Origin of the sequence: Streptomyces sp. NPDC088252, from assembly GCF_044740965.1 — a bacterium.
GTDB lineage: Bacteria > Actinomycetota > Actinomycetes > Streptomycetales > Streptomycetaceae > Streptomyces.
Window position 1 is genome coordinate 119,672 of the sequence record NZ_JBIURS010000009.1, and the last position, 22,199, is coordinate 141,870.

A 22,199-nucleotide genomic window follows, 5' to 3' on the forward strand; every position below is an offset into this window, starting at 1 on the left:
CATGTCGACCACAGCAGTGCTGCGATCCGAATGGATCAAGATCAGATCGGTGCGATCGGTGACCGGATCCTTGATAGCGGTCCTTCTGGCAACACTCGCCATGACCGTACTCGCGTTGTCCATCGCCGGTCGGACCGAGGCGGAGAAGGCGGATGCCGATCTGATTTTCAACGCGTTCTCCGCACTGAACTTCGGACAGATCGCGGCCATCAGCTTCGGAGCAACCGCGATCTCGTCCGAGTACCTCAATGGCGCCCTGCGTCTATCGCTCGCCGCCGTGCCGCGCCGCAATGTCTTCTACGCGGCCAAGATGGCGCTCGTAGGTACATCGGCGCTCGTGGTCGGCCTTGTCACCAGCTTCGGTGCCTTCCTGGTGGGGCAGATGTTCATGGGAGAGTACGCGATCGGCCTGGGGGAGCCGGGTGCCCTGAGGGCGGCGTTCGGAGGGGGGATCTATCTGACCCTGATGGCCCTGTTCGCGGCCGGACTGGCGGTACTGATGCGCAGCGCGGTGGCAGTGCTCAGCCTGCTCATTCCGTTCGTGCTCATCGTCTCCTTCGTGGTGGGAGACGTCTCGGGCGGTGTGGCGCAGTATCTGCCGGACAGGGCGGGACAGTTGGTCCTCCACCAGAACGCCATGGGCAGCCTCGGACCGTGGAGCGGACTCGCGGTGACCGCGGCGTGGGCGGCGGCCGCCCTGCTGGCGGGCTGGTGGGCGATCCGGCGCAGGGACGCCTAGCGTCAAACCGCCCGGTGCAATGACCTCGTCCTCGACTACGGAGCGAGGTGGCTGAAAACCACTCAAAGCGCGTGAGCGGAGCGGATTGTCAGTGCCGGGCGGTTTACTGGCGGCATGAGCACCGCACATCACCTCCGCCTCATCGACGGGATGCGCACCCGGAACTTCCCCGCGGAGCGCATCCGGTCAGGCTCGGGAGTCAGCGGGCCCGGCTATCACACAGCATCCCTGCACGCGGACGCCGATCACTGGGACGACGACGAGGACGAGGTGGGGCGGTTGGAACACCGGGCCCAGTGCCTCGCGGAGCACGATGTGCTGCTGACGTTGCTCACCAGCCGCTGGGGTGAGCCACAGACGATCAGTCTGTGGAGTGCGCAGGTGCGGATGATGGCCGGCGAGGAGATCCCGGAGGCATGGGCCGAGACGGTGGCGGGCTGCGAGCACCTTGAGCTCTGGCGGATCGAGGACCGATGGGTCGCCATGGGGCTCTGTCTGGAGGAGGAGGGCCCCGGCTGCGAGTTGAGCGTCGTGGTGACGGAGATCGATCCGCCGTGACATGAGCCGGCCGCTGATCCGATACGGAGCGCCGACGAGCGCCGACAGCCCCGCGATCGCCTGCCGTGTCCTGTCCGGAACGTCGGTCCTTCGTCCGGGCCGGACACCCGCCCGCAAAGGCACGGGGGCAAGCCGCTGTGCAGGCGCCGGGGGCGTCAGGTCTCCGCGGTGATGTCGGTGCCGTCGTGTTCGACGGAGGCGCGGAGCCGTCCGTATTCCTCCGCCATCGTCTGGACGGTCCAGTGAGCATTCAGACCGCTGGGGTTGGGGAGGGCCCAGACACGGGTGGCGGCGATCGTGTGGTCCTGCAAACCGATGCGGGCGGTTGGCCTGCCGAAGGCCGTGCGGTACGCGGTGACCCCCACGACCACCAGCCACTGCGGCCGCAACTCCTCGACCTTGGCCGCGAGGATCTGTCCGCCCTCGCGGAACTCGTCGGTGGACAGTTCGTCCGCTCGTGCGGTGGCGCGGGCGACCACATTGGTGATGCCCAGGCCGTATCGAGTCAGTTCGGTCTGCTCCGCCGGCTTCAACTGACGTGGGGTGAAGCCGGACCGGTGGAGTACGGGCCAGAAGCGGTTGCCGGGGTGGGCGAAGTGGTGGCCCGTCGCCCCGGTCATCAGGCTCGGGTTGATCCCGCAGAACAGCACACGCAGGCCGCCCGCGACCACATCGGGAACGGTGCGGTCGCGGGCGGTCCGGAGCTCTTCGGAGGTCATCCGGCTGTGGCGCAGGGCGTCAGAGGATGGAGCCAGGGGTGTACCCGGCGGCCTCGGGGTGCTGCTTGGTGATCTCCTCGATGCGAGAGATCAGCGCGGTGACCTGGTCACCCGCCGCTCCTGTGAAGGAGAGCTTGTCGGCCATCAGCGCGTCCAGCTGTGCGCGGTCCAGTGGGATGCGGTCGTCGGCGGCCAGCTTGTCGAGCAGCTCATTGCGCTCGGCGCCCTGCTCACGCATGGCCAGGGCCGAGGCGACAGCGTTCTCCTTGATCGCCTCGTGGGCGACCTCTCGGCCCACACCGGCGCGCACCGCACCCATCAGGACCTTGGTCGTGGCGAGGAACGGCAGGTAGCGGTCGAGCTCGCGGGCGACGACGGCCGGGAACGCCCCGAACTCGTCGAGCACCGTAAGGAAGGTCTCCAACAGACCGTCGAACGCGAAGAACGCGTCCGGGAGCGCCACCCGGCGGACCACGGAGCAGGACACGTCGCCCTCGTTCCACTGATCGCCCGCAAGCTCGCCGGTCATCGACGCGTAGCCGCGCAGGATGACCATCAGGCCGTTGACGCGCTCGCAGGAACGGGTGTTCATCTTGTGCGGCATCGCGGACGAGCCGACCTGGCCCGGCTTGAAGCCCTCGGTCACCAGCTCGTGCCCGGCCATGAGACGGATCGTCTTCGCGACCGACGAGGGCGCCGCGGCCAGCTGCACCAGTGCCGTCACGACGTCGTAGTCGAGCGAGCGCGGGTAGACCTGACCGACCGACGTGAAGGCCTGCGCGAAGCCGAGGTGTCCGGCGATGCGCTGTTCGAGGTCGGCGAGCTTCCCGGCGTCGCCACCCAGCAGATCGAGCATGTCCTGGGCCGTGCCCACGGGGCCCTTGATGCCACGCAACGGGTAGCGGCCCAGCAGGTCGTCGAGCCGCCCGTAGGCGACCAGGAGCTCGTCCGCCGCAGTCGCGAAGCGCTTGCCGAGCGTGGTCGCCTGCGCGGCGACGTTGTGGGAACGGCCGGCCAGCACCAGCTCGCGGTACTCGCCCGCCAGCTTGCCGAGCCGGGCCAGTACCGCCACGGTGCGGTCGCGCATCAGTTCCAGGGAGAGACGGATCTGGAGCTGCTCGACGTTCTCGGTGAGGTCCCGGGAGGTCATGCCCTTGTGGACCTGCTCGTGGCCGGCGAGGGCGTTGAACTCCTCGATCCGGGCCTTGACGTCGTGACGGGTGACCTTCTCGCGCTCGGCGATCGAGGCCAGGTCGACCTGGTCGAGGACACGTTCGTAATCGGTGAGGGCGGCGTCCGGCACCTCGATCCCGAGGTCCTTCTGAGCGCGCAGCACCGCCAGCCACAGCTGACGCTCCAGCTTCACCTTCTGCTCGGGGGACCAGAGGACGGCCAGCTCCGTGGAGGCGTAGCGGCCGGCCAGGACATTGGGGATGCGAGGCTTCGCAGACACAGCAGTCACGTGTCCAGAGTTTACCTGTCGTCCTCAGCGGCTCGTGAGCGTCCAGTCCATAAGGTCCAGGTCAGAGGCTCCTGGACCACCGTCTCACACGCAGGGTGCGCTACCTGCGTGAGACGAAACGGCCCCGGGCCGGTGATGCCGGCACTGCCGGGGCCTTGTGACGCGGCGGGCCACGACGGTGTGCAGCGTCCGGCGAGGGCGCCGTCGTGCTTCGGCCCTTCGCTTTTGAACACGCGAAGCAACGAGATGGCGACGGTACGTGTTGTGCGTGTGCCTCAAGCACGAGCGATCCCCCGCTTGCGGGCCGGCACGCTGCTGGGCCGTGCACGGGACGACAACGGCCAGAACGGCTGAAGCCTCCGCAGGCTTGTCGCGTTCGTGGTCGGCATCCTCCAGGCCATGGCGTCGCCACCTGCCGTACTCGGGCTCCTGGTCGGACCTGTGGCCGACTTCATCGAGCCCGGCGCCATCTGGTTCGTCTCCAGCGTGCCGTACACCGCTCCCCGGTTGCCGAGAATCTGCGCGCGGTACCGCAGGTCGCCGACTTTCGTGACCTCGGCCGTCCAACCGCCCGCGAGCTTGAACGTGCCCGGTCCGCGGTGTCCGCCGCCCATCCAGGAATGGACCTGGCCGCCCAGCGTGAGTACGACAAACATGTCGTTGGCGTCGAGCCCGGCGTCGTGCTGGTTCGTCTCCAGCGTGCCGTAGACCCGACCGCGGTGGATGATCTTTACGAGGTGGTGCTGGGCGCCGAGCTCGTAGATCCCGGCCGTGCTGCCGTCCGCCAGGGTCTGGGTGCGGACCGGGGATGCCGCCTTGACCGTGGCGGCTGGCGCGGTGGTGTGGTGCGCGGCGGGCGTGGCGGCGCCAGCGGTAGCGGCGGGGGCCAGCAGAGCGGCTGTCAGGATGGCGCCGGCCGTCGTGCGGACAGTGGTCGCGCGGCGGGTCGTTGAGAGGAACATGTGGGTCCTCCTGAGCTGAGTAGCGGCGAGGGCGCGCACGTTGTCCGTTCCCTCTCGTGCGGGCACCGGGAGGCAATAGGACGGCGTGCAGGGCCGAAGTCAGTGCGAGCAGTCGACGGAACAGATCATTGTTTGTCACCAAATCGCTACGCCCTGGGCAGCGTCTTGCCGATCACGCGTCGAGCGGGATGAGCGCGCCGGCCACCAGTGCTGCGGCCTGATATCGATCGATTCGGCCCCGGCGAGCACGCATGTCACGTGCGGCTGTTCGATGGTGATGCCGCGGATCCGGCCGCCGCCTTCGCGGCCGGATCGGCCATCCCCGCCGGGAGGCAACCCGGTGAACCGTGCCGTCGTCCTCAACGACGGGTCGTCTCAGGGAGGTCATGCGTTGGGTACGCACGCCGACATCGTCAAACCACTGCCGGAGCTGCTCGGGCACCACGCCCGGCGCCTCGGGGACAAGGTCTGTTTCCAGGACCGGCTCAGGCGTGTGACCTACCGGGAGCTGGAACGGAGGACCGCGCGGCTGGCCGGTCATCTGGCAGGACTCGGCCTGGCGCGCGGTGACCGGGTGGCCGTACTGCTCGGCAACCGGGTCGAGGCGGTCGAGAGCCTGCTCGCCGTCACACGGGCGAGCGGCGTGGGCGTACCTCTGGACCCAGGGAACCCGGAGGACGAACTGGCCCGCTTGCTGGACGACAGCGGGGCACGGGTGCTCATCACCGATGGCGCCTGCCTGACGCGGCGGCAGACGCTGACGCTCCGCCCCGGGCTGACCGTGGTGGTGGCCGAAGGCGGCGACGAGGACGGGGGCGTGGACTCGCCTTCGGGGGCGGACTTCGAGGAACCGGCGGACGAGGCCGACGGCGCCGGGGGCCGGTCCGCCGCGGTCGGGGGCGGCGTTCTGCGGTACGAGGAGTTGGCGGGTACGGAACCACGGACGCCGGCCCGGGACGATCTCGCGCTGGACGAAGTGGCCTGGCTGCTCTACACCTCGGGCTCCTCCGGCACGCCCAAGGGGGTCCTGTCCACCCAGCGCAACCGCCTCGCACCGGTCGCGGCAGGGCTCGTCGGTGTCCTGGGCCTGTCCGAACGGGACCGTGTGCTGTGGCCGTTGCCCCTCCATCACGCGATGAGCCAGATCGTGTGCTTCCTCGGGGTGACCGCGGTGGGGGCGAGCGCGATGCTGCTGCCCCGGTTCTCGGTGGCGGGCGTGCTCGGCGAACTGCGGTGCGAGGAAGCCTCGTTCACTCTGCTCGGCGGGGTCCCGACCACGTACTCGGCGCTGCTCGACGCGGTCCGGGGCGAGGAGAGCGGCAAAGACGGCGGCGGGCTCGGCGCCCCCGCGCTGCGGGGCTGCGTCAGCGGTGGCGCCGCGGCGGGGCCCGGGTTCCGCGAGTCCTTCGAGGCGCTCTGCCGTGTCCCCTATCTGGAGCACTACGGCAGCACGGAGGCGGGCCCGGTCACCATGCCGGCGCCGGACGGGGCGACGGTGTCCGGGGCGTGCGGCAGGGTGCTGCCCGGCACCCGGGTCCGGGTCGGCGGGGGCGCCGACGGCCGGGACACGGGCGAGGGCGAGTTGTGGGTCAACGGGCCCGGGGTCATGGCCGGTTACCACGGGAGGCCGGAAGCCACCGCGGAAGTACTGCGCGAGGGCTGGTTCCGCACGGGTGATCTGGCGAGGATCGATGGCTTCGGTGGACTGTCGATCACCGGCCGGGCCAGTGATCTGATCATTCGCGGTGGGGTGAACATCCACCCCTCGGAAGTGGAGGCGGTGCTGCGGCGGCTGCCGGGGGTGGCGGACGCCGCCGTGGCCGGACGCCCGCACCCCGTCTTCGGCGAGGTGCCGGTCGGCTATCTGGTCGCCGAGCCCGGTGGCGGCAGGTTGGACCGGGGGCGCCTCCTCGCTGCCTGCCGTGCGGAACTGTCCGGCTCCAAGACGCCCGTCGAGCTGTTCGAGGTGGCGGACATCCCCCGTACCACCTCCGGGAAGATCCTGCGACGGGAGCTTGCCGGCCGGCCGGCGCGGGCGCTGGGCGCTGAGGCCGCCGGAAAGCCGTCGAGGGACCTGCTGGCCCTGGTCCGGGGCGAGGTGGCGGCCGTGCTCGGCTGTACGGCTCAGGCCGTGGAGCCGAGCACGGCACTGCGGGACCTGGGCATGGACTCCCTGACAGCTACGGTGCTGCGGGAGCGCTTGTCGGCGGTGACCGGCCTGCCGCTCTCCGAGGCCGTCGCCTTCGACTTTCCCACGGCCGCCGCGCTCGCCGCCCACCTCGGGGAACAGCACGCCGCCGCGCCGGCTGGCGCCGGGCCCGTGCAGCGGAGTGCGGCCCGGTCGGGCGACGACCCTGTGGTGATCGTGGGGATGGCATGCCGCTATCCCGGAGACGTGACCTCTCCCGAGGAACTGTGGCGGCTGGTGGCCGACGGGAGGGACGCCATCGGTCCCTTCCCCGTCGACCGGGGCTGGGACATCCGGGCACTGTACGACCCGGACCCCGGGCGGGCCGGACGGACGTATGTGCGCGAAGGCGGTTTCCTCTCCGGTGCGGACCGCTTCGACCCCGGGTTCTTCGGCATCTCTCCCCGCGAGGCGTTGGCCATGGACCCGCAGCACCGGCTGCTGCTCGAAGTGGCGTGGGAGGCCTTCGAGTACGCCGGTCTCGTCCCCGGCACCCTGCGCGGCTCGGCGACCGGGGTGTACGTCGGGCTGATGTACAGCGACTACGCCCGCCATCTGACAAGGACGCCCGAGCAGGTCGAGGGGTACCTCGGCCTCGGCAACGCCGGAAGCGTCGCCTCGGGTCGTATCGCCTACACCTTCGGTCTCGAAGGCCCGGCCATCACCGTGGACACGGCGTGTTCCTCGTCCCTGGTGGCCCTGCACCTGGCGGCCCAGGCGCTGCGCCGGGGTGAGTGTGCCTTCGCGCTGGCCGGCGGCGCCACGGTGATGTCGGGACCCTCGTCGTTCGTGGAGTTCAGTCGCCAGCGGGCGCTGGCCCCGGACGGCCGCTGCAAGGCGTTCGGTGCGTCCGCCGACGGCACCGGGTGGGGCGAGGGCGCCGGAATGCTGTTGCTGGGCCGGTTGTCCGAGGCGCGCCGCGCCGGACTTCCGGTACTGGCCGTGGTGCGCGGCTCGGCGGTGAACCAGGACGGGGCGAGCAACGGGCTGACCGCACCGCACGGACCGGCGCAGCAGCGGGTGATCCGGCAGGCGCTCGTGGACGCGGGGCTGAATCCCGGGGACATCGACGCGGTGGAGGCGCACGGCACCGGCACCCGGCTGGGGGACGTCATCGAGGCGGAGGCATTCTTCGCGACGTACGGTCGGCAGGCGCGGCAAGGTCCCCTCCGGCTGGGCTCGGTGAAGTCGAACATCGGTCACACCCAGGCCGCCGCCGGCGTGGCCGGCGTGATCAAAATGGTGCAGGCGATGCGGCACGGCGTGCTGCCGCGAACGCTGCACGCCGACGAGCCGGCCCCGCGTGTCGACTGGTCGACGGGGCGGATCGCGCTGCTGACCCGGGCGGTGGAGTGGCCTGCGACAGACCGTCGGCGCCGGGTGGGGGTGTCCTCGTTCGGCATCAGTGGCACCAACGCCCATGTGGTGCTCGAAGAGCCGCCGGGCGGCGGGGAGACCGGACCGACGAATGCCGCGGCGGACGGCGGGGCCGCAAGCGGCCGCGTCGGGACCGGGGCGGTGCTGGAACGTGCGGCACGTCCCGGACGGGCCCCGGTGGCCCTTCCGGTGTCGGCCAGGAGTGTGTCGGGACTGCGGGCCCAGGCTCGACGCCTGCACGACCATGTGGTCGCCGTCCCTGATGCGTCCCTGGTGGACATCGGGTACTCGCTCGCCACCACGCGTGCGGCCTTCGAGCACCGGGCCGTGGTGGTGGCCCGGGACCGTGCCGAACTGCTCGACTCCCTGCGGGCCGTGGCGGAGGACGACGCCCGGCCCGGCGTGCACACGGGCACGTCCCGCCACCACGGCCCGTCGGCCCTGCTGTTCACCGGCCAGGGCAGCCAACGCGTCGGCATGGGCCGTGAACTCTACGAGTCGCGGGAGATGCATCCGGCCTTCGCCGGTTCGCTGGACGAGTCCTGTGCCCTGCTCGACACGCTGCTGCCGGTGCCCCTGCGGGACGTCATGTTCGCCGGGCCCGGTACGGAGACGGGCGCGCTGCTGCGTACGACCCGGTTCGCGCAGCCGGCGCTCTTCGCCCTGGAGACGGCCTTGTTCCGGCAGTTCGAGGCCTGGGGGGTGCGCCCCGGCCTGGTGGCCGGGCACTCGGTGGGCGAGGTGACGGCGGCACATGTCGCCGGGGTGTTGTCGCTCGCGGACGCCTGCACACTGGTGGCGGCCCGGGGCCGGCTGATGGACGCGCTGCCTCCGGGCGGTGCCATGGCGGCCGTGGCCGCCGGCGCGGACGAGGTGGCCGCCCACCTCGCCGGGACCGGGTGCGCGGTGGAGATCGCCGCGGTCAACGGGCCCGCCTCGGTGGTCGTCTCCGGTGACGAGGCCGCGGTGCGCGAGGCCGCCGCGTACTTCCGGAAGCGGGGCCGCTCGGTGACACCGCTGCGGGTCGGCCATGCCTTCCACTCCGCTCGGATGGAGCCCGTGCTGGCCGACTTCGCGGACGTGGTCCGGCGGCTGTCCTTCGCCGCGCCGCGGCTGCCTCTGGTCACCGCCGTGCCGGGCCGGGCGGCCACCGACGAGGAGCTGTGCACACCCGAGTTCTGGGTGGACCATGTCCGCCGGCCGGTCTGTTTCGCCGATTCGGTGGCCTACCTGGGTGAGCGAGCCGCGGCACACTACGTCGAACTGGGGCCGGACGGGGTGCTCACCGGCCTGGTACGAGATTGCCTCGCCTCGTCCGGACCGGCTTCGGCCGGCCCGGACACGGGCGAAGCGGGCGGCGGCAAGCGGGGCCCGGCACCGCTGGTCCTGCCGACACTGCGCGGGACGCGGCCGGAGGCGGACGCCCTGCTCGACACGCTGGCCGCGCTGCACGCCCACGGCGTGCCCGTCGACTGGCGGGCTGTCCTCGCCGGGTGCGGCGGGCGGCGCGTCGCACTGCCCACGTACGCCTTCCAGCGCCGCCGGTACTGGCTGGAGGCCGCCCCGGGGCATCCGCCCGTGTCCCCGACGGCCGGGCCCACCCATCCGTTCCTGCGGTCGGACACCCGCACGGCCGACGACGACGGGGTGCTGCTGACCGGGGTGCTCTCGGTGCACGACCAGCCGTGGCTCGCCGACCACGTGGTGGCCGGGGAGGTCCTGCTGCCGGCGACAGCCTTCGTCGAAATGGCCCTGTACGCAGGCGAGCTGGCGGGCGCGTCCGTCCTGGACGAGCTCGTCCTGACCGCGCCGCTGCCCTTGCCCTCGGACGGTGCCGTCGCCCTGCAGGTGAAGGTGGCGGGCGCGGACGACGCGGGCCGGCGGGCCGTGCTCTTCCACTCCCGGCCGCACACTCCGACGGGTGACCGGCCCTGGCTCCGGAACGCCGTGGGCACTCTTTCGCCGGCGCAGCCGCCCGCGGACGGGGGAGCGGCCGCCGGGACCGGCGGCGCGCCCCGGCCGCACGCCTCCTGGCCGCCAAAGGCGGCGATGCCGCTGCATGCCGACGATCCGGAGACCGGACCGTACGAGCAACTGGCCGCCGACGGGCTGCGATACGGCCCCGCCTTCCGGGGCATGCGCGCCGCCTGGAGGCACGAGGAACAGCTGTACGCCGACATCGCGCTGCCCGAAGCGGCCAGGGACCCGCGCCCGGAGGCGGAAGGCCAGGAGTTCGTCCTGCATCCCGCGCTGCTCGACGCCGCGCTGCACGCGCTGGCCCTGGACGGCCTTGTCACGAACGGTTCCGCAACAGCCGGTCCGGCAGTCGGCGGGTTGTCCCTGCCGTTCGCCTTCAGCGGAGTGCGCGTGCACACCAACGGCGTTCAGCGCTTGCGGGTACGGATGACCCCCGGGCCCGACGGGCAAGCCGGAGTGGAGCTGACCGACGAGACGGGCTCACCTGTGGCGACGGTCCGTTCGCTGACGCTCCGGCCTCTTCCACGTGCCGGTTCGGCGACGGCGGACGCGGTCACCGGTGCTCTCCACCGGACGGACTGGGTGCCGCTGACCGAGCCGCCCGCACCTGCGGCGATGCCCCGATGGGGGGTGCTGGGCACGGCGGGCACACCGCTGGTGGACGCCCTCGCACCCCCGGGTTCCGGCATCCCGGTGCACCCCGGCCCGGCGGCGTGCGACGCGTCGTCGGCCGTCGTCGTGGCACCGTGCCCGCCGGACACGACCGGCGGCGCGCAGGACCAGGCCGCCGGGTTGCTGCGGGCAGCGGTCTGGGCGCTGCGGCTCGTGCAGGAATGGCTCGCCGAACCGCACCTGTCCCGCTCCCGTCTCGTCCTCGTGACGTCCGGTGCCGTCACCTCGGTCGACGACGGATTCCGTGCGGATGGCGCCGATCGCGGGAATGACGGCCGATCCGGCGGAACAGCGTCCGTACCGTTGCACACACCGGTGTGGGGACTGGTCCGCTCGGCCCTGCGGGAAAACCCCGGCCGCTTCGCCCTGATCGACGTGGACGAACACCCCGACTCCTGGAGCGCCCTGTCTGTCCTGCCGGCCGCCTCGGTGCCGGAGGCAGTCGTACGTCGAGGGACGGCGTACGTGCCGAAGCTGGTGCCACTGGCCGAGACGGCACCGAAGCCGCGTAAGCGGCGGCCGCTCGACCCGGAGGGCACCGTCCTGATCACCGGCGGCACCGGTTCCCTGGGCATGCTGGTGGCGCGGCACCTGGTCACCTCCCACGACGTCCGGCATCTGCTGCTCGCCGGCCGACGCGGGCCGGACGCTCCAGGGGCCCGGGAACTCGTCGCCGAACTCCGTGAGGCGGGCGCCCGGGTGACCGTTCACGCCTGTGACGTAGCGGACCGGACCGCGCTCGCCACCCTGCTCGACGCGGTACCGGCGGCCCACCCGCTGACCGGTGTCGTGCACACCGCGGGGGTGCTGGACGACGGCGTCGTCGCGGCGCTCACCACCGACCGTCTGAGGAGGGTGCTGCACCCCAAGGCGGACGCTGCTCTCGCTCTGCACGAACTGACCCGGGGACACGACCTGGCCGTGTTCGCGCTGTTCTCCTCGGTGGCGGGTACCTTCGGCTCGGCCGGCCAGGCCAACTACGCCGCGGCCAACTGCGTGCTGGATGCCTTGGCACGACACCGAACGCGGCTCGGACTGCCCGGCACGTCGATCGTCTGGGGCCCGTGGCAGCAGAACGACGGCATGATGGCGCACCTCGGCGACGCGGATCGGCAACGGATGGCCCGCTCCGGGTTCGGCCCGCTCGGGCCGGAAGCAGGCCTGGCCCTCTTCGACGCCGCCGTGGCCGGGGACGAACCTGTGGTGGTGGCGGCCCGTCTCGCCCCTGCCGCTCTCCGCGGCGGCACGGCTCCGAACCGGCTCCGAACCCCTGCTGCCGACGCGGGCGACGGGGGCGGGGACCGACTCGGCCGGACGCCGGCGACCGCCTCCCCCGGAGAGCAGGGCGGGGCGTTGCTCACAAAGGTCCGGACCCTGGCGGCCCGCGTCCTGGGCCACCGGGAAGAGGCGAGCGAGATCGACGAGGAAGCCCTGCTGGCGGACCTGGGGCTGGACTCCCTGGCCGCGGTCGATCTGCGCAATGAGCTCGCGGCGTGGACGGGGCTGGCGCTGCCGTCCACGCTGCTGTTCGACTTCCCGACGCCGCGCGCGCTCGCCGCCGAGCTGACGCGGCGGTATGCCGCCGAGGCACCTTCCGCGGGTGCCGCGTCCGACGGCCCGGCACGGCCCGAGGGCGCCGGTGTTCCGGGCTCGTCCGGCCGATCGGCGGACGACGGTGCGGGGGGCGGGGCGGGCGGTCCGTCGGACACCCGGGTGCAGGGCGCCGACGCACCCCACGCCGGGGGATCTCCGGACTCCCTGGGTGCGCTCTTTCACACCGCATGCGCCCAGGGAAAAAGCTGGGAGGGTATGGCGCTCCTGACCATCGCGGCGCGCCTGCGCCCGGTCTTCGACAGGACCGGGGCGCCCGGTGCGACGCACGAACCCGTCATGCTCGCGGCGGGGGGTGCGGGGGCCCCGCTCGTCTGTTCCCCCGCGCTCAGCGCGCTGTCCGGACCGCAGGAGTACGCGCGCCTCGGTGCCCGGCTGCGAGGACTGCGGCCGGTTTCCGCGGTGCGGCACCCGGGGTTCGAGCCCGGAGAGGCTCTGCCCGCCACACTGGACGCTCTCGTCACCGCCCAGGCAACCGCCGTCCGCGCAGCCGCGACCGAAGGCCCCCCGGTACTGCTGGGTCGGTCGGCCGGTGGCTGGGTGGCCCATGCCGTGGCCGAGCGTCTGGAGTCCGAGGGGGCCGCCCCGGCTGCCGTCGTCCTGGTGGACACCTATCCCCCCGGCCACGGCGACCAGGGGCAGGTGCTCTCCGCGATGACGTCGGACATGCTGCGCCGGGCGGCGGAGTTCGCCTCTGCCAGTCCCGATCGGCTCACCGCCATGGCCGGGTACTTCGAGCTCTTCAGTGACTGGAAACCCGCGCCGCTCGCCTGCCCCACCCTGTACGTACGAGCTCGGGACCCACTGCCCGGCGCCGACCCCGCCCCGGACTGGAGCCTGCCGCACGCCGAGGTCACCGTGGCGGGGGACCACTTCACCATGCTGGAGGAGCACACCCGTACCACCGCACTCGCCATCCACCAGTGGCTCGGCAGCCGGGTCTGAGGACGTCCCGCGAGAGGCGCGGGTGCGGGCGTGGACGGCTCCGTCCACGCCCCCTCCGTCCGCCGTCCTCGTGGTGGATGCCGTTCTCCACCCGGGCCACGGCAGTCGACGGCGGACATACGGGCGTATCCGCGGCCGACTCCCCTCATCGGCACCAGGCAGTCGGGGTGGGGGGAACGGCGTGGTGTTCAGCCGGTGGATCCCGTCGTGCTGGTGGGGCGGGTGCGGGTCGAAGCGGTAGCGGGCGATGTCTCGTCAAGGCGGTGTGCGAACCCGTTCCCCGATGCTCACCAGCCGGTCCGGAGAAGGTGGTTGACGAGGAGGGGGAGGGTGGCTTGTGCGGTGAGCCAGCTGCGGTGGGTGTGCGGGGGAAGGAGTGCGGTGGCGGGGAGCAGCCAGAGGATGAAGGGTTGCCAGATGCGTTCTGTCTCGGCCTTGCTCATGCCGGAGAGGTCGGCGACGAGGAGCACGAGGAGGGCCGTGAGGGTGAGGAGGACGAGTCGTCGACGGGGAGTGGTGGTGTGGGTGCGCAGGGCGCGCAGGGCGGTGAAGGCTCCGGCGGTGGCACGGCGGAGGCCGGCGAGGGTGGCGAGGCCGGAGGCGATGGTGGCGCAGGCGAGGTTGGCCCAGATCCAGTAGGAGTAGGGCCGGATGCCGCCTGCCCCTTGGTAATAGCGCGTGACGAGCAGATGGTAGGCCTCCCACCAGTTGTAGCCCGCCACTGTGAAAGCGAGGGGGACGAGGAGTGCGCCGAGCAGGAAGGGGGGCAGGGGGCGGGCGGTGCGGGGGAGTACGAGCACGGCGAGAAGGAGGACCGCGATGAGCGTCAGTCCGTAACTGAGGTAGCAGGTCAGGCCGTAGAGCAGGCCGGAGGCGAGGGCGGCTGTTGCGGGGAGGCGGGTCGAGTGGGTCGCGGCCAGGGCGAGAAGGGCGATGGACCAGGCGGCGACCGCGGCGAAGTAGCCGTCCGCCGAGGCGCCCGTCCACACGGCCATCGGGGCGAGGACCAGGAAGGGGGCGGCCCGGCGTGCGAGGCGTTCGTCCGACAAGGCACGCACCGTGGTGAGGGCCGCGACCGTCATGGTGCTGCCGAGCACGATGCACCAGACCCCGGCCCAGGCGCCGCCGCCGAGTCCGATGCGGTCCAGCACGACGAACGTGAGCGTCGCGCCGGGCGGATGGCCGGCGACATGGGTCGGCCAGTTGCCCGGGGGGCCGATGAGGATGTGGTCGTTGAAGCCGCGCAGGGCGGCGCCGATGTCGTCGAACCGGGCGACGGCCCGGAGGTATTCGTGTTTCGTGGTGAGCCGTTCGGCGATGCCCCGGTCCCAGCCGTCGATCAGTGCCAGGGAGAGGATCCAGGCGAGGGAGGCGGCCCAGGCGGTGGTGAGGAGACCGTGCCAGGGCAGCCGGTCGGCGAGGGGCGGGCCATGGGCGACGACGGCTGCCGCAACGGCGAGCGCCGCCGGGGTGCCGGGACCGAGGTGCGGGTCCCAGGACGCCAGCAGAGGCGGCCAGTTGACGAAGAGGGTGCCGTCCGTCTCCTCGATCCAGCGGCCGACGAGCACCGCGACGGTGATCAACAGGACACCCGCGGCGGCGGCGATCAGATCGCGGCGACGACCGGTGCCGTCGATGGTGGTGCGCTGCCCGGCCGGGGGGTTGCCGGTGATGTGTTCCTCGGTCTTCACGCTGGCACGCTATGCAGGACGGGGCGGTCAGCGGCGGTGCCACCGGGCCGCGTCATCAATCCGTCAGATGTTGGCCCGGTTGGCCGTAGCGGGGAGCGATGTCAGAGTTTCGTCAGGAGCCGCGGGCGGCCGGTCCCGTTGTCCCGGCCTTAGCTTCGGGACATGGGCGACAAGCGTCACAACAGAGTGTTCCGCTTCCCGTTCCGCTCCGGCCGGGCGCGGCGTGACCCGTCGGATGCGCCCGGTCCCGAGCCCGGTGCGAGCGCCGGGCGGGCACCGGCGTTCCTCGAACGGATCCGGGTCTCGGAGCGGTTGCCTTCCACGCCCGGGTTCTGGCGCAGTCCGGTGCGCGGCGTCCGGTTCACGGCGGTCCTCGGTCTGGTCCTGCTCGTCGGGATGACGTTGCTGTTCGTGACGGGGCTGCTGTCGTACGCCGCGTACAACCCGGATCTGGCAGCGGTCAACGACAAGACACCGGACAAGGGGCTGCTGGGGTTCTATCTCTTCTCCTGGCCGACCGGCCCGCACTGGCTGTACCGGCTGACGCAGGGGCTGCACGTCACGGGCGGCATCGTCCTCGTACCGGTTCTGCTGGCGAAGCTCTGGTCGGTGATCCCGAAGCTCTTCGCGCTGCCGCCCGCCCGCTCGGTGGGGCACGCGCTGGAACGGCTGTCGCTGTTGCTGCTCGTCGGCGGCGCGTTGTTCGAGTTCATCACCGGCCTGCTCAACATTCAATTGGAGTACGTGTTTCCGGGTTCGTTCTACCCGTTGCACTTCTACGGGGCGTGGCTGTTCCTCGTCGGGTTCATCACCCATGTCGCGCTCAAGCTGCCACGGACCGTACGGGTCCTGCGGAACAGGGAGCCCGGAACGGAACGGGACGAGTTGGCGTCACCGGTCCCCGACGCGCCGACCATCTCCCGGCGCGGCGCCTTCGCCGTGGTGGGTGCCGGATCGCTGCTCCTGCTGGTCACCTCGCTGGGCCGCAGCTTCGACGTGCTGCGGCCCACCGCGCTCCTCACCCCGCGCGGGGTCGCCGACCCGGGGCCCGGACCCGACGGCTTCCAGATCAACAGGACCGCCGCGTCCGTCCGGGTCACCCCCGCCGACACGGGGGAACAGTGGCGTCTCACTGTCGGCGGCCCGGCCGGGGAACGCTCCTTCACCAGGGAACAGCTCCTCGCCATGACCCAGTACAACTCGGCCCTGCCGATCGCGTGCGTGGAGGGCTGGTCGACCTCGGACCAGTGGTGGCGAGGGGTGCGGCTGCGGGACCTGGCGGCGCTCGCCGGGTATCCGGATCGGCCGCCGGGGGTTCTCGTGGAGTCCGTGCAGCGCAGCGGGCCTTTCCGTAAGGCGGCACTCCGTGACAACCAGGTGCGCGACCCGCGCTCGTTGCTGGCGCTGGCGGTCAACGGCGAGACGCTGTCGCTGGACCACGGCTATCCGGCACGGGTCATCGTTCCGGCCGCGCCCGGTGTGCTCAACACCAAATGGGTGACCCGGCTGACGTTCGGAGAACTGTGATGGGACGGAACCGGCGAACTGCGACGGCACGGAACGAGGCACGGACGGGCGGGCTGAGGCCGAAGGAGGTCTTCGGACGCCGGTACGGGGAAGGGCCGATGCATCTCATTCTGCTGGTCGGCACCTTCGCGCTCGCCGGGTATGCGGGCGTACGGCTGCTGGCGGGGGACACGTTCGCGATCGTCGTGTGGTTCATCGGCTCGGCGCTGCTGCACGATCTGGTGCTGCTGCCGGTGTACGCGACGGCGGACCGGGCCGTGCGCACGGTGCTGGGACCGCGCTCGGACCTGGTCAACTTCGTAAGGGTGCCCGGATTTCTCGCCGGGCTGCTGTTGCTGATGTGGTTTCCCCTGATCACTCGCCAGGCAACCCGCTACGAGGCGGCGAGCGGGCTGTCCGTCGATGTCTTCCTGGGCAACTGGCTGCTGATCACGGCTGCGCTGTTCGCCGTGTCGGCGCTCTGGCTCACCGTCCGGACCCTCCGGCTGCGGCGCAGGGCGAGGAAGGTGCGGCCGTCCGCCGTCCACTGATCGCAGAGCTGCCAGCCCTGCGGCTGTGCGTACCGGAGCAGCGCGGGGGCACCGATCCGGGCCCAGGGGAAGTGCATGTCCCCGGGGCCGGAGCGGTCCGGCGCGCCACCCGACTCCGGCGCGAGGTGTCCGTCGACCAGCCGCACTCGGACCCGTTCGTCGATGTCGAGCGGCGCGGTCTCCGCGATGAGCAGCCCGCCGGGGGCGAGCAGTTCCGCGGTGCGCATCAGCAGGGCGTGCGGGTCGCCGCCGATGCCGACGTTGCCGTCGATGAGCAGGACGGAGCCCCAACGGCCCTCGCCGGGCAGCGGATCGAAGACGGAACGGCGCAGCGCCGGGCCACCGATCCGCAGCGTGTGTGCGACAGCCGCCTCGCTGACGTCGATGCCGAGCGCCCGATGACCCCGCCCGGCCAGTTCCGTGACGAGGCGCCCGGGGCCGCACCCGATGTCGAGGACCGGTCCTTCGCAGCGGCGCAGCGCCGACAGGTCGGCGCTGTCGGCGCCCGCGCACCAGCGTTCGACATCCAGGGGAAGCAGCCAGCCGTCGGTACGGCGCAGGAACAGCGGACCGTGGCCGTTGCGCAGGGCGTTGGCGTACGGGTCGGCGCTCCACGGGGTGAGGTCCGGTGGCGCCGGCCTCCTCACCACGTGGTCTGCAGCCGTACCGCTCATCGGGTCACCGCCCCGGTCAGCCGGGCGAGCGTCGCGGCGAACCGCCCGTGAGGTGCGGCGGCGGCGACGTGTGCGGCATCCGCCGCGCTGTCCACGTCCCGCAACGGGGGGAGATCCCGCACGGTGAGGCCCGCCTCGACGAGCCGCCGCCGCTGGACTGCACCGGTCTGCGGTACGGACATGGGTACACCCCGCAGGAGACCGGGGTCGGGGACGGCCAGGCCGAGTGCCCAGAAGCCGCCGTCGTCGGCAGGACCGAACCAGGCGTCGCAACCGTCCCAGGCGTCCGGTGCGAGCGCGGGCGCCAGATGTGCCGGGGCGATCTGAGGGGTGTCCATGCCGATGAGCAGCGCCGGCCCGCTACAGCCGGCGAAGGCCGCCGCGAGCCGCTCGTCGAGCGGCCCGGAGCTCTGCGCGACCACCTCGATGCCGTCCGGCAGCCAGGGTCCGGGCCGCCCGTCGAGCACGAGAACACGTCGGCGGGCAGGGAGGGCCAGGAGCGTGCGCAGCGTGTCGCCGAGCGCCGCCTCGGCGAGTTGCGCGGCCTCGGCGGGGGTGAAGGGCGGGGTGAGCCGGGTCTTGACCAGGCCGGGCAGCGGTTCCTTGGCGATCACGAGGAGAGCGGTGGGGCCGGAGAGCGCGAAGGGACTGGGCGTGTCGTCGGGGCGGGCCGTTGCGCTCATCGGGACACTCCCCGCCGTGCCGTCCGGGCCGCGTTCCCCAGTGGTGGCCGGCTCAGGACCGCCCGCATGTCGCGTACCGCGTGCCACGTCCCCCGCCAGGTGCCGGTGACCTTGGACTTTCCGGTACGTGGCAGATACGGCACATCCGTCTCGGCGACCCGCAGCCCGGCATCCGCAGCGTGCACCACCATCTGCAGCGGATAGCCGCTGCGCCGGTCGGTGAGATCCAGCGCCAGCAGGTCCGCACGACGAGCGGCCCGCATCGGGCCGAGGTCCCGCAACCGCAGCCCCGTCCGTCGGTACAGCATCCGGGCCAGCGCCAGATTGCCCGCACGGGCGTGCAGCGGCCAGGCGCCACGGCCCTCGGGACGGCGCCGCCCCAGCAGCAGATCGGTCTCCCCATCGGCGATCCGCCTCACGAAACCGGGCAGCAGCCCGGGATCGAGGGAGCCGTCACAGTCGCAGAAGCACACGAAGTCGGCCCGGGCGGCGAGCAGCCCGGCATGGCACGCGGCGCCGAAGCCACGCCGCGGCTCGTGCACGACGGTTGCCCCGAGGGAACGGGCGAGGTCCGCCGAGCCGTCGGTGGAACCGTTGTCGACGACGATCGCGCGCCAGCCGGCGGGGATGCCTGCCAGCACCCGGGGCAGTGCCGCCGCCTCGTCCAGACAAGGCAGAACCACATCGGCGCGGGGGCAGTCGGTGGGGGAGGTGTCTGTCACCTCGCTCACACTACGGAGCAGAACCCGGCATTTTGGGCGACAGGTTCTTACGAAAGACGGACGTCGACCCTTCGGGGGACCGCCGCCCGGCAGCGGGGTGCCAAGGTGGTCGTATGGAGAACATCCCGGCCACCCCGGCTCCCGGCCCCGCCTCCGGTACCCCGCGCGGCCACGTACTCGTCGTGGACGACGACCCGACGGTCGCCGAGGTCGTCGTCGGCTATCTGGACCGGGCGGGTTACGAGGTACGGCGCGTCGGCGACGGCCCGGCGGCCCTGGAGTGCTTCGCCGGACATCGGCCGGACCTGGTGGTCCTCGATCTGATGCTGCCCGGCATGGACGGATTCGAGGTCTGCCGCCGGATGCGGGCGCACGGCCCCGTTCCGGTCATCATGCTGACGGCGCGCGGGGACGAGGACGACCGCATCCTGGGCCTGGAAACAGGCGCGGACGATTACGTCACCAAGCCGTTCAGCCCGCGCGAGCTGGTGCTGCGCGTCGACTCCGTGCTGCGCCGGAGCCGGCTGCCGGCACCTTCGGCGGACGCCGCCCCGGCCTCGCTGGAGGGCGCTGGGCTCCGGCTCGACCCCGCGGCCCGGCGCGCGACCCGCGAGGGGCATGAAATCGCCCTCACTCTGAGGGAGTTCGACCTTCTCGCCTTTCTGCTGCGCCACCCGGGGCGCGTTTTCACCCGGGAGGAGCTGATGCGGGAGGTCTGGGGCTGGGACTTCGGGGACCTGTCGACGGTCACGGTCCATGTCCGGCGGCTGCGCGGCAAGGTCGAGACGGACCCGGCCCGTCCGCGGCTGATCCAGACGGTGTGGGGCGTGGGCTACCGGCTGGGGTCGGGCGCGGACCCCGACGCATCGTCCGGCGCCGCGAGTGCCCCGGTCACCGGCCGGGCCGCCGGGGCAGCGCCCGTATGACCGACATTCTTCTCATCGCGCTCCTCGCGCTTCTGGGCGCGGCGGCGGCCGGACTCCTCGGCGCACTGGCTCTGCGGCTGTTGCGGCACCGTTCGCTCGTCGTTTCGATGACCGTCGTCGCGGCCGTCGCCGTGACCGCGATGCTGGCCGGGACGCTCGCGGTCGCCTGGGCGATGTTCCTGTCGCCGCACGACCTGACCGTGGTCACGACCGTCGTCGGCATGGCCGCGGCGGTATCCCTCATCACCGCGATGATGCTGGGCCGTTGGGTCGCGGCGAGGAGCCGGGAGCTGGCACTCGCGGCCCGTTCGTTCGGCGACGGCGGCACGTTTGCCGCACCCGAGGAGCAGGCCAGTGCCGAACTCACCTCACTGGCGCGAGAGCTGGCCGCCACCAGTGCCAAGCTCGAAGGTTCCCGCGAGCGGGAACGCGCCCTGGAGGCATCGCGTCGTGAGCTCGTCGCCTGGATCTCGCACGACCTGCGGACCCCGCTCGCGGGGCTGCGGGCCATGTCGGAGGCGTTGGAGGACGGCGTGGCCGCCGACTCCGGCCGCTATCTGCGGCAGATACGAACCGAAGTGGGGCGGATGAACGAGATGGTCGGCGACCTCTTCGAACTCTCCCGGATCCACGCCGGATCGCTCACTCTGGCCCCCACCCGCATCTGCGTCCACGACCTGGTCGGTGACGCTCTCGCCGGCGCGGACCCGCTGGCCCGGGAGCACGGGGTGCGACTGGTCGGAGAGCGGATCGACGCGGTCCCGGTGGAGGTCGACAGCAAGGAGATGAGCAGGGTCCTGGGCAACCTCCTCGTCAACGCGATCCGCCGCACCCCGCCCGACGGCACGGTCGCGGTGGCAGCTCACCGGGACGACCACGGTGTGGTGCTGTCGGTGACCGATGGCTGTGGGGGCATTCCCGAGGAGGATCTGCCGAGGGTCTTCGACATGGGCTGGCGCGGCAGCCATGCCCGTACGCCTCCTGCGGGTGCCGGGCTCGGACTGGCCATCGTGCGCGGCATCGTGGAAGCGCACAAGGGCCGAGCAGAGGTCCGTAACGTCACGGGTGGCTGCCGCTTCGAGGTCACGCTCCCGGCTGCAGGCTGAATGCGTTCGGGGAGCGAGAGCCCGTTGCCGCCCCGCCCGAGCCTCCCGACGGACTCGGCGCGCCCCTCAACGCTGCGCCCGCGAACTCCTTCATCCCCTCGGCGAACCCCACCTCCGCCCGCCAGCCCAACTCCTCGCGCAACCGCCGCGAGTCCGCCGTCACATGGCGTACGTCACCGAGGCGGTACTCACCGGTGATCTCCGGCGCCGGACCGCCGTGCGCCGAGGCCAGCGCCGCCGCCATCTCGCCGATCGTGTGCGGCTCACCGCTCCCCGTGTTGTACGCGGCGAATCTCCCCGCTCCCCGTTGCCCCACAGCCTCCAGTGCCACCGCGTTGGCGGCGGCCACATCACGCACATGGATGAAGTCGCGCCGCTGACCGCCGTCCTCGAACACCTGCGGCGCCTCGCCCCTGGCCAACGACGAACGGAAGAAGGAGGCGACACCCGCGTACGGTGTGTCGCGCGGCATCCCGGGCCCGTACACGTTGTGGTAACGCAGCGCCACCGCCCGTCCGTCCGTCGCGCGGGCCCAGGCGGCAGCCAGATGTTCCTGTGCGAGCTTCGTCGCGGCGTACACGTTGCGTGGGTCGGTCGGCGCGTCCTCGCCCACGAGCCCCGGCGTCAATCCGCTCCCGCAGTCCGGGCATCGTGGCTCGAAGCGGCCCGACATCAGATCGTCCACGGCCCGCGGCCCCGGCCGGACCCGCCCGTGCCGCGGGCAGTCGTACCGGCCTTCGCCGTAGACGACCATCGATCCGGCGAGCACCAGGTCCTGCACCCCGGCCGCGGCCATTTCCGCCAGCAGCGCGGCCGTTCCCAGGTCGTTGCAGCCGACGTACTCAGGAGCGTCCGCGAAGTCCTTGCCCAGGCCGACCATCGCGGCCTGGTGACACACGGCGTCGATCCCTCGCAGTGCCACGGCCACGGCCGCCCGGTCCCTCACGTCGCCGACGATCAGGCCCTCCCTGCCGTGCCCGGCACCCCCGCCGTGGGCCGACTTCAGCAACGCATCGAACACCACCACCTCGTGCCCCCGCGCCTTCAGGGTCTCGGCGATATGTCTCCCGATGAATCCGGCTCCGCCGGTGAGCAGTACACGCATGACGCCACGTTAGGTTCCGCCATCC

General features: G+C 72.1%; 14 protein-coding genes. 6 read left to right on the forward strand and 8 right to left on the reverse strand.

All coding sequences use genetic code 11. The features are described from left to right. Position 1 precedes the first annotated feature (1 nt). Together ACIOHC_RS20215 and ACIOHC_RS20220 are read left to right on the forward strand one after the other, a co-directional pair. Entirely contained in the window at positions 2-739 is a 738-nt protein-coding gene (locus ACIOHC_RS20215; RefSeq protein ID WP_351077628.1) for an ABC transporter permease, read from the forward strand. A gap of 114 nt (positions 740-853) precedes the next feature. Beyond that, positions 854-1,297 carry a hypothetical protein gene (locus ACIOHC_RS20220; RefSeq protein WP_351077631.1) on the forward strand — a complete coding sequence of 148 codons (444 nt, stop codon included), beginning with the start codon at positions 854-856 and terminating at the stop codon, positions 1,295-1,297. 155 nt (positions 1,298-1,452) lie between these two features. On the opposite strand, the gene mug is transcribed toward ACIOHC_RS20220, so the two are convergent. From mug to ACIOHC_RS20235, 3 genes are all read right to left on the reverse strand, one after another. Further along, a complete protein-coding gene (gene mug, locus ACIOHC_RS20225; RefSeq protein WP_389636911.1) occupies positions 1,453-2,016 on the reverse strand; it encodes a G/U mismatch-specific DNA glycosylase in 564 nt (187 codons plus the stop codon). Between the two features lie 19 nt (positions 2,017-2,035). Beyond that, positions 2,036-3,478: an adenylosuccinate lyase gene (gene purB, locus ACIOHC_RS20230; RefSeq protein ID WP_351077635.1), complete on the reverse strand. Its 1,443-nt coding sequence runs from the start codon at positions 3,476-3,478 to the stop codon at positions 2,036-2,038. Positions 3,479-3,753: 275 nt separating this feature from the next. Next, positions 3,754-4,440 carry a hypothetical protein gene (locus ACIOHC_RS20235; protein ID WP_351077638.1) on the reverse strand — a complete coding sequence of 229 codons (687 nt, stop codon included), beginning with the start codon at positions 4,438-4,440 and terminating at the stop codon, positions 3,754-3,756. A gap of 391 nt (positions 4,441-4,831) precedes the next feature. Between ACIOHC_RS20235 and ACIOHC_RS20240 the strand changes: the two genes are divergently transcribed. Next, positions 4,832-13,210, forward strand: coding sequence for a type I polyketide synthase (locus tag ACIOHC_RS20240; RefSeq protein WP_401843368.1), 8,379 nt, complete (start codon positions 4,832-4,834; stop codon positions 13,208-13,210). A gap of 287 nt (positions 13,211-13,497) precedes the next feature. On the opposite strand, the gene ACIOHC_RS20245 is transcribed toward ACIOHC_RS20240, so the two are convergent. After that, positions 13,498-14,901 carry a hypothetical protein gene (locus ACIOHC_RS20245; RefSeq protein ID WP_389636910.1) on the reverse strand — a complete coding sequence of 468 codons (1,404 nt, stop codon included), beginning with the start codon at positions 14,899-14,901 and terminating at the stop codon, positions 13,498-13,500. 162 nt (positions 14,902-15,063) lie between these two features. On the opposite strand from ACIOHC_RS20245, the gene ACIOHC_RS20250 reads away from it, so the two are divergent. Next, positions 15,064-16,428 (forward strand): molybdopterin-dependent oxidoreductase, encoded by a 1,365-nt coding sequence (locus ACIOHC_RS20250; RefSeq protein WP_365688890.1) that lies wholly within the window; start codon positions 15,064-15,066, stop codon positions 16,426-16,428. Positions 16,429-16,801: 373 nt separating this feature from the next. On the opposite strand, the gene ACIOHC_RS20255 is transcribed toward ACIOHC_RS20250, so the two are convergent. The 3 genes from ACIOHC_RS20255 to ACIOHC_RS20265 are packed head-to-tail and all read right to left on the reverse strand — an operon-like array spanning position 16,802 to position 19,037. Beyond that, entirely contained in the window at positions 16,802-17,632 is an 831-nt protein-coding gene (locus tag ACIOHC_RS20255; RefSeq protein WP_351077646.1) for a methyltransferase domain-containing protein, read from the reverse strand. Further along, positions 17,629-18,315: a DUF2064 domain-containing protein gene (locus ACIOHC_RS20260; RefSeq protein WP_365688892.1), complete on the reverse strand. Its 687-nt coding sequence runs from the start codon at positions 18,313-18,315 to the stop codon at positions 17,629-17,631. Before ACIOHC_RS20260 ends, ACIOHC_RS20255 begins: the two co-directional genes overlap by 4 nt. After that, the gene (locus ACIOHC_RS20265; RefSeq protein WP_351077652.1) at positions 18,312-19,037 is read right to left on the reverse strand and encodes a glycosyltransferase family 2 protein; all 726 of its coding nucleotides are present in this window, start codon (positions 19,035-19,037) and stop codon (positions 18,312-18,314) included. Before ACIOHC_RS20265 ends, ACIOHC_RS20260 begins: the two co-directional genes overlap by 4 nt. A 113-nt stretch (positions 19,038-19,150) precedes the next feature. On the opposite strand from ACIOHC_RS20265, the gene ACIOHC_RS20270 reads away from it, so the two are divergent. Both ACIOHC_RS20270 and ACIOHC_RS20275 read left to right on the forward strand, forming a co-directional pair. Next, positions 19,151-19,963 carry a response regulator transcription factor gene (locus tag ACIOHC_RS20270; protein WP_365688894.1) on the forward strand — a complete coding sequence of 271 codons (813 nt, stop codon included), beginning with the start codon at positions 19,151-19,153 and terminating at the stop codon, positions 19,961-19,963. Beyond that, on the forward strand, positions 19,960-21,069 hold the full coding sequence (locus ACIOHC_RS20275; protein ID WP_351077657.1) for a HAMP domain-containing sensor histidine kinase: 1,110 nt from the start codon (positions 19,960-19,962) through the stop codon (positions 21,067-21,069). The genes ACIOHC_RS20270 and ACIOHC_RS20275 overlap by 4 nt, the downstream gene beginning before the upstream one ends. On the opposite strand, the gene ACIOHC_RS20280 is transcribed toward ACIOHC_RS20275, so the two are convergent. Next, positions 21,047-22,174, reverse strand: coding sequence for an NAD-dependent epimerase/dehydratase family protein (locus ACIOHC_RS20280; RefSeq protein ID WP_351077659.1), 1,128 nt, complete (start codon positions 22,172-22,174; stop codon positions 21,047-21,049). The genes ACIOHC_RS20275 and ACIOHC_RS20280 overlap by 23 nt on opposite strands. Positions 22,175-22,199 lie beyond the last annotated feature (25 nt).

Excerpts from the sequence above, each read along its gene's own strand:
- ACIOHC_RS20215 (WP_351077628.1), top strand. The coding sequence starts at position 2 with ATGTCGACCACAGCAGTGCTGCGATCCGAATGGATCAAGATCAGATCG.
- ACIOHC_RS20270 (WP_365688894.1), top strand. The coding sequence starts at position 19,151 with ATGGAGAACATCCCGGCCACCCCGGCTCCCGGCCCCGCCTCCGGTACC.
- ACIOHC_RS20275 (WP_351077657.1), top strand. The coding sequence starts at position 19,960 with ATGACCGACATTCTTCTCATCGCGCTCCTCGCGCTTCTGGGCGCGGCG.
- ACIOHC_RS20220 (WP_351077631.1), top strand. The coding sequence starts at position 854 with ATGAGCACCGCACATCACCTCCGCCTCATCGACGGGATGCGCACCCGG.
- mug (WP_389636911.1), bottom strand. The coding sequence starts at position 2,016 with ATGACCTCCGAAGAGCTCCGGACCGCCCGCGACCGCACCGTTCCCGAT.
- ACIOHC_RS20280 (WP_351077659.1), bottom strand. The coding sequence starts at position 22,174 with ATGCGTGTACTGCTCACCGGCGGAGCCGGATTCATCGGGAGACATATC.
- ACIOHC_RS20255 (WP_351077646.1), bottom strand. The coding sequence starts at position 17,632 with ATGAGCGGTACGGCTGCAGACCACGTGGTGAGGAGGCCGGCGCCACCG.
- ACIOHC_RS20250 (WP_365688890.1), top strand. The coding sequence starts at position 15,064 with ATGGGCGACAAGCGTCACAACAGAGTGTTCCGCTTCCCGTTCCGCTCC.
- ACIOHC_RS20235 (WP_351077638.1), bottom strand. The coding sequence starts at position 4,440 with ATGTTCCTCTCAACGACCCGCCGCGCGACCACTGTCCGCACGACGGCC.
- ACIOHC_RS20260 (WP_365688892.1), bottom strand. The coding sequence starts at position 18,315 with ATGAGCGCAACGGCCCGCCCCGACGACACGCCCAGTCCCTTCGCGCTC.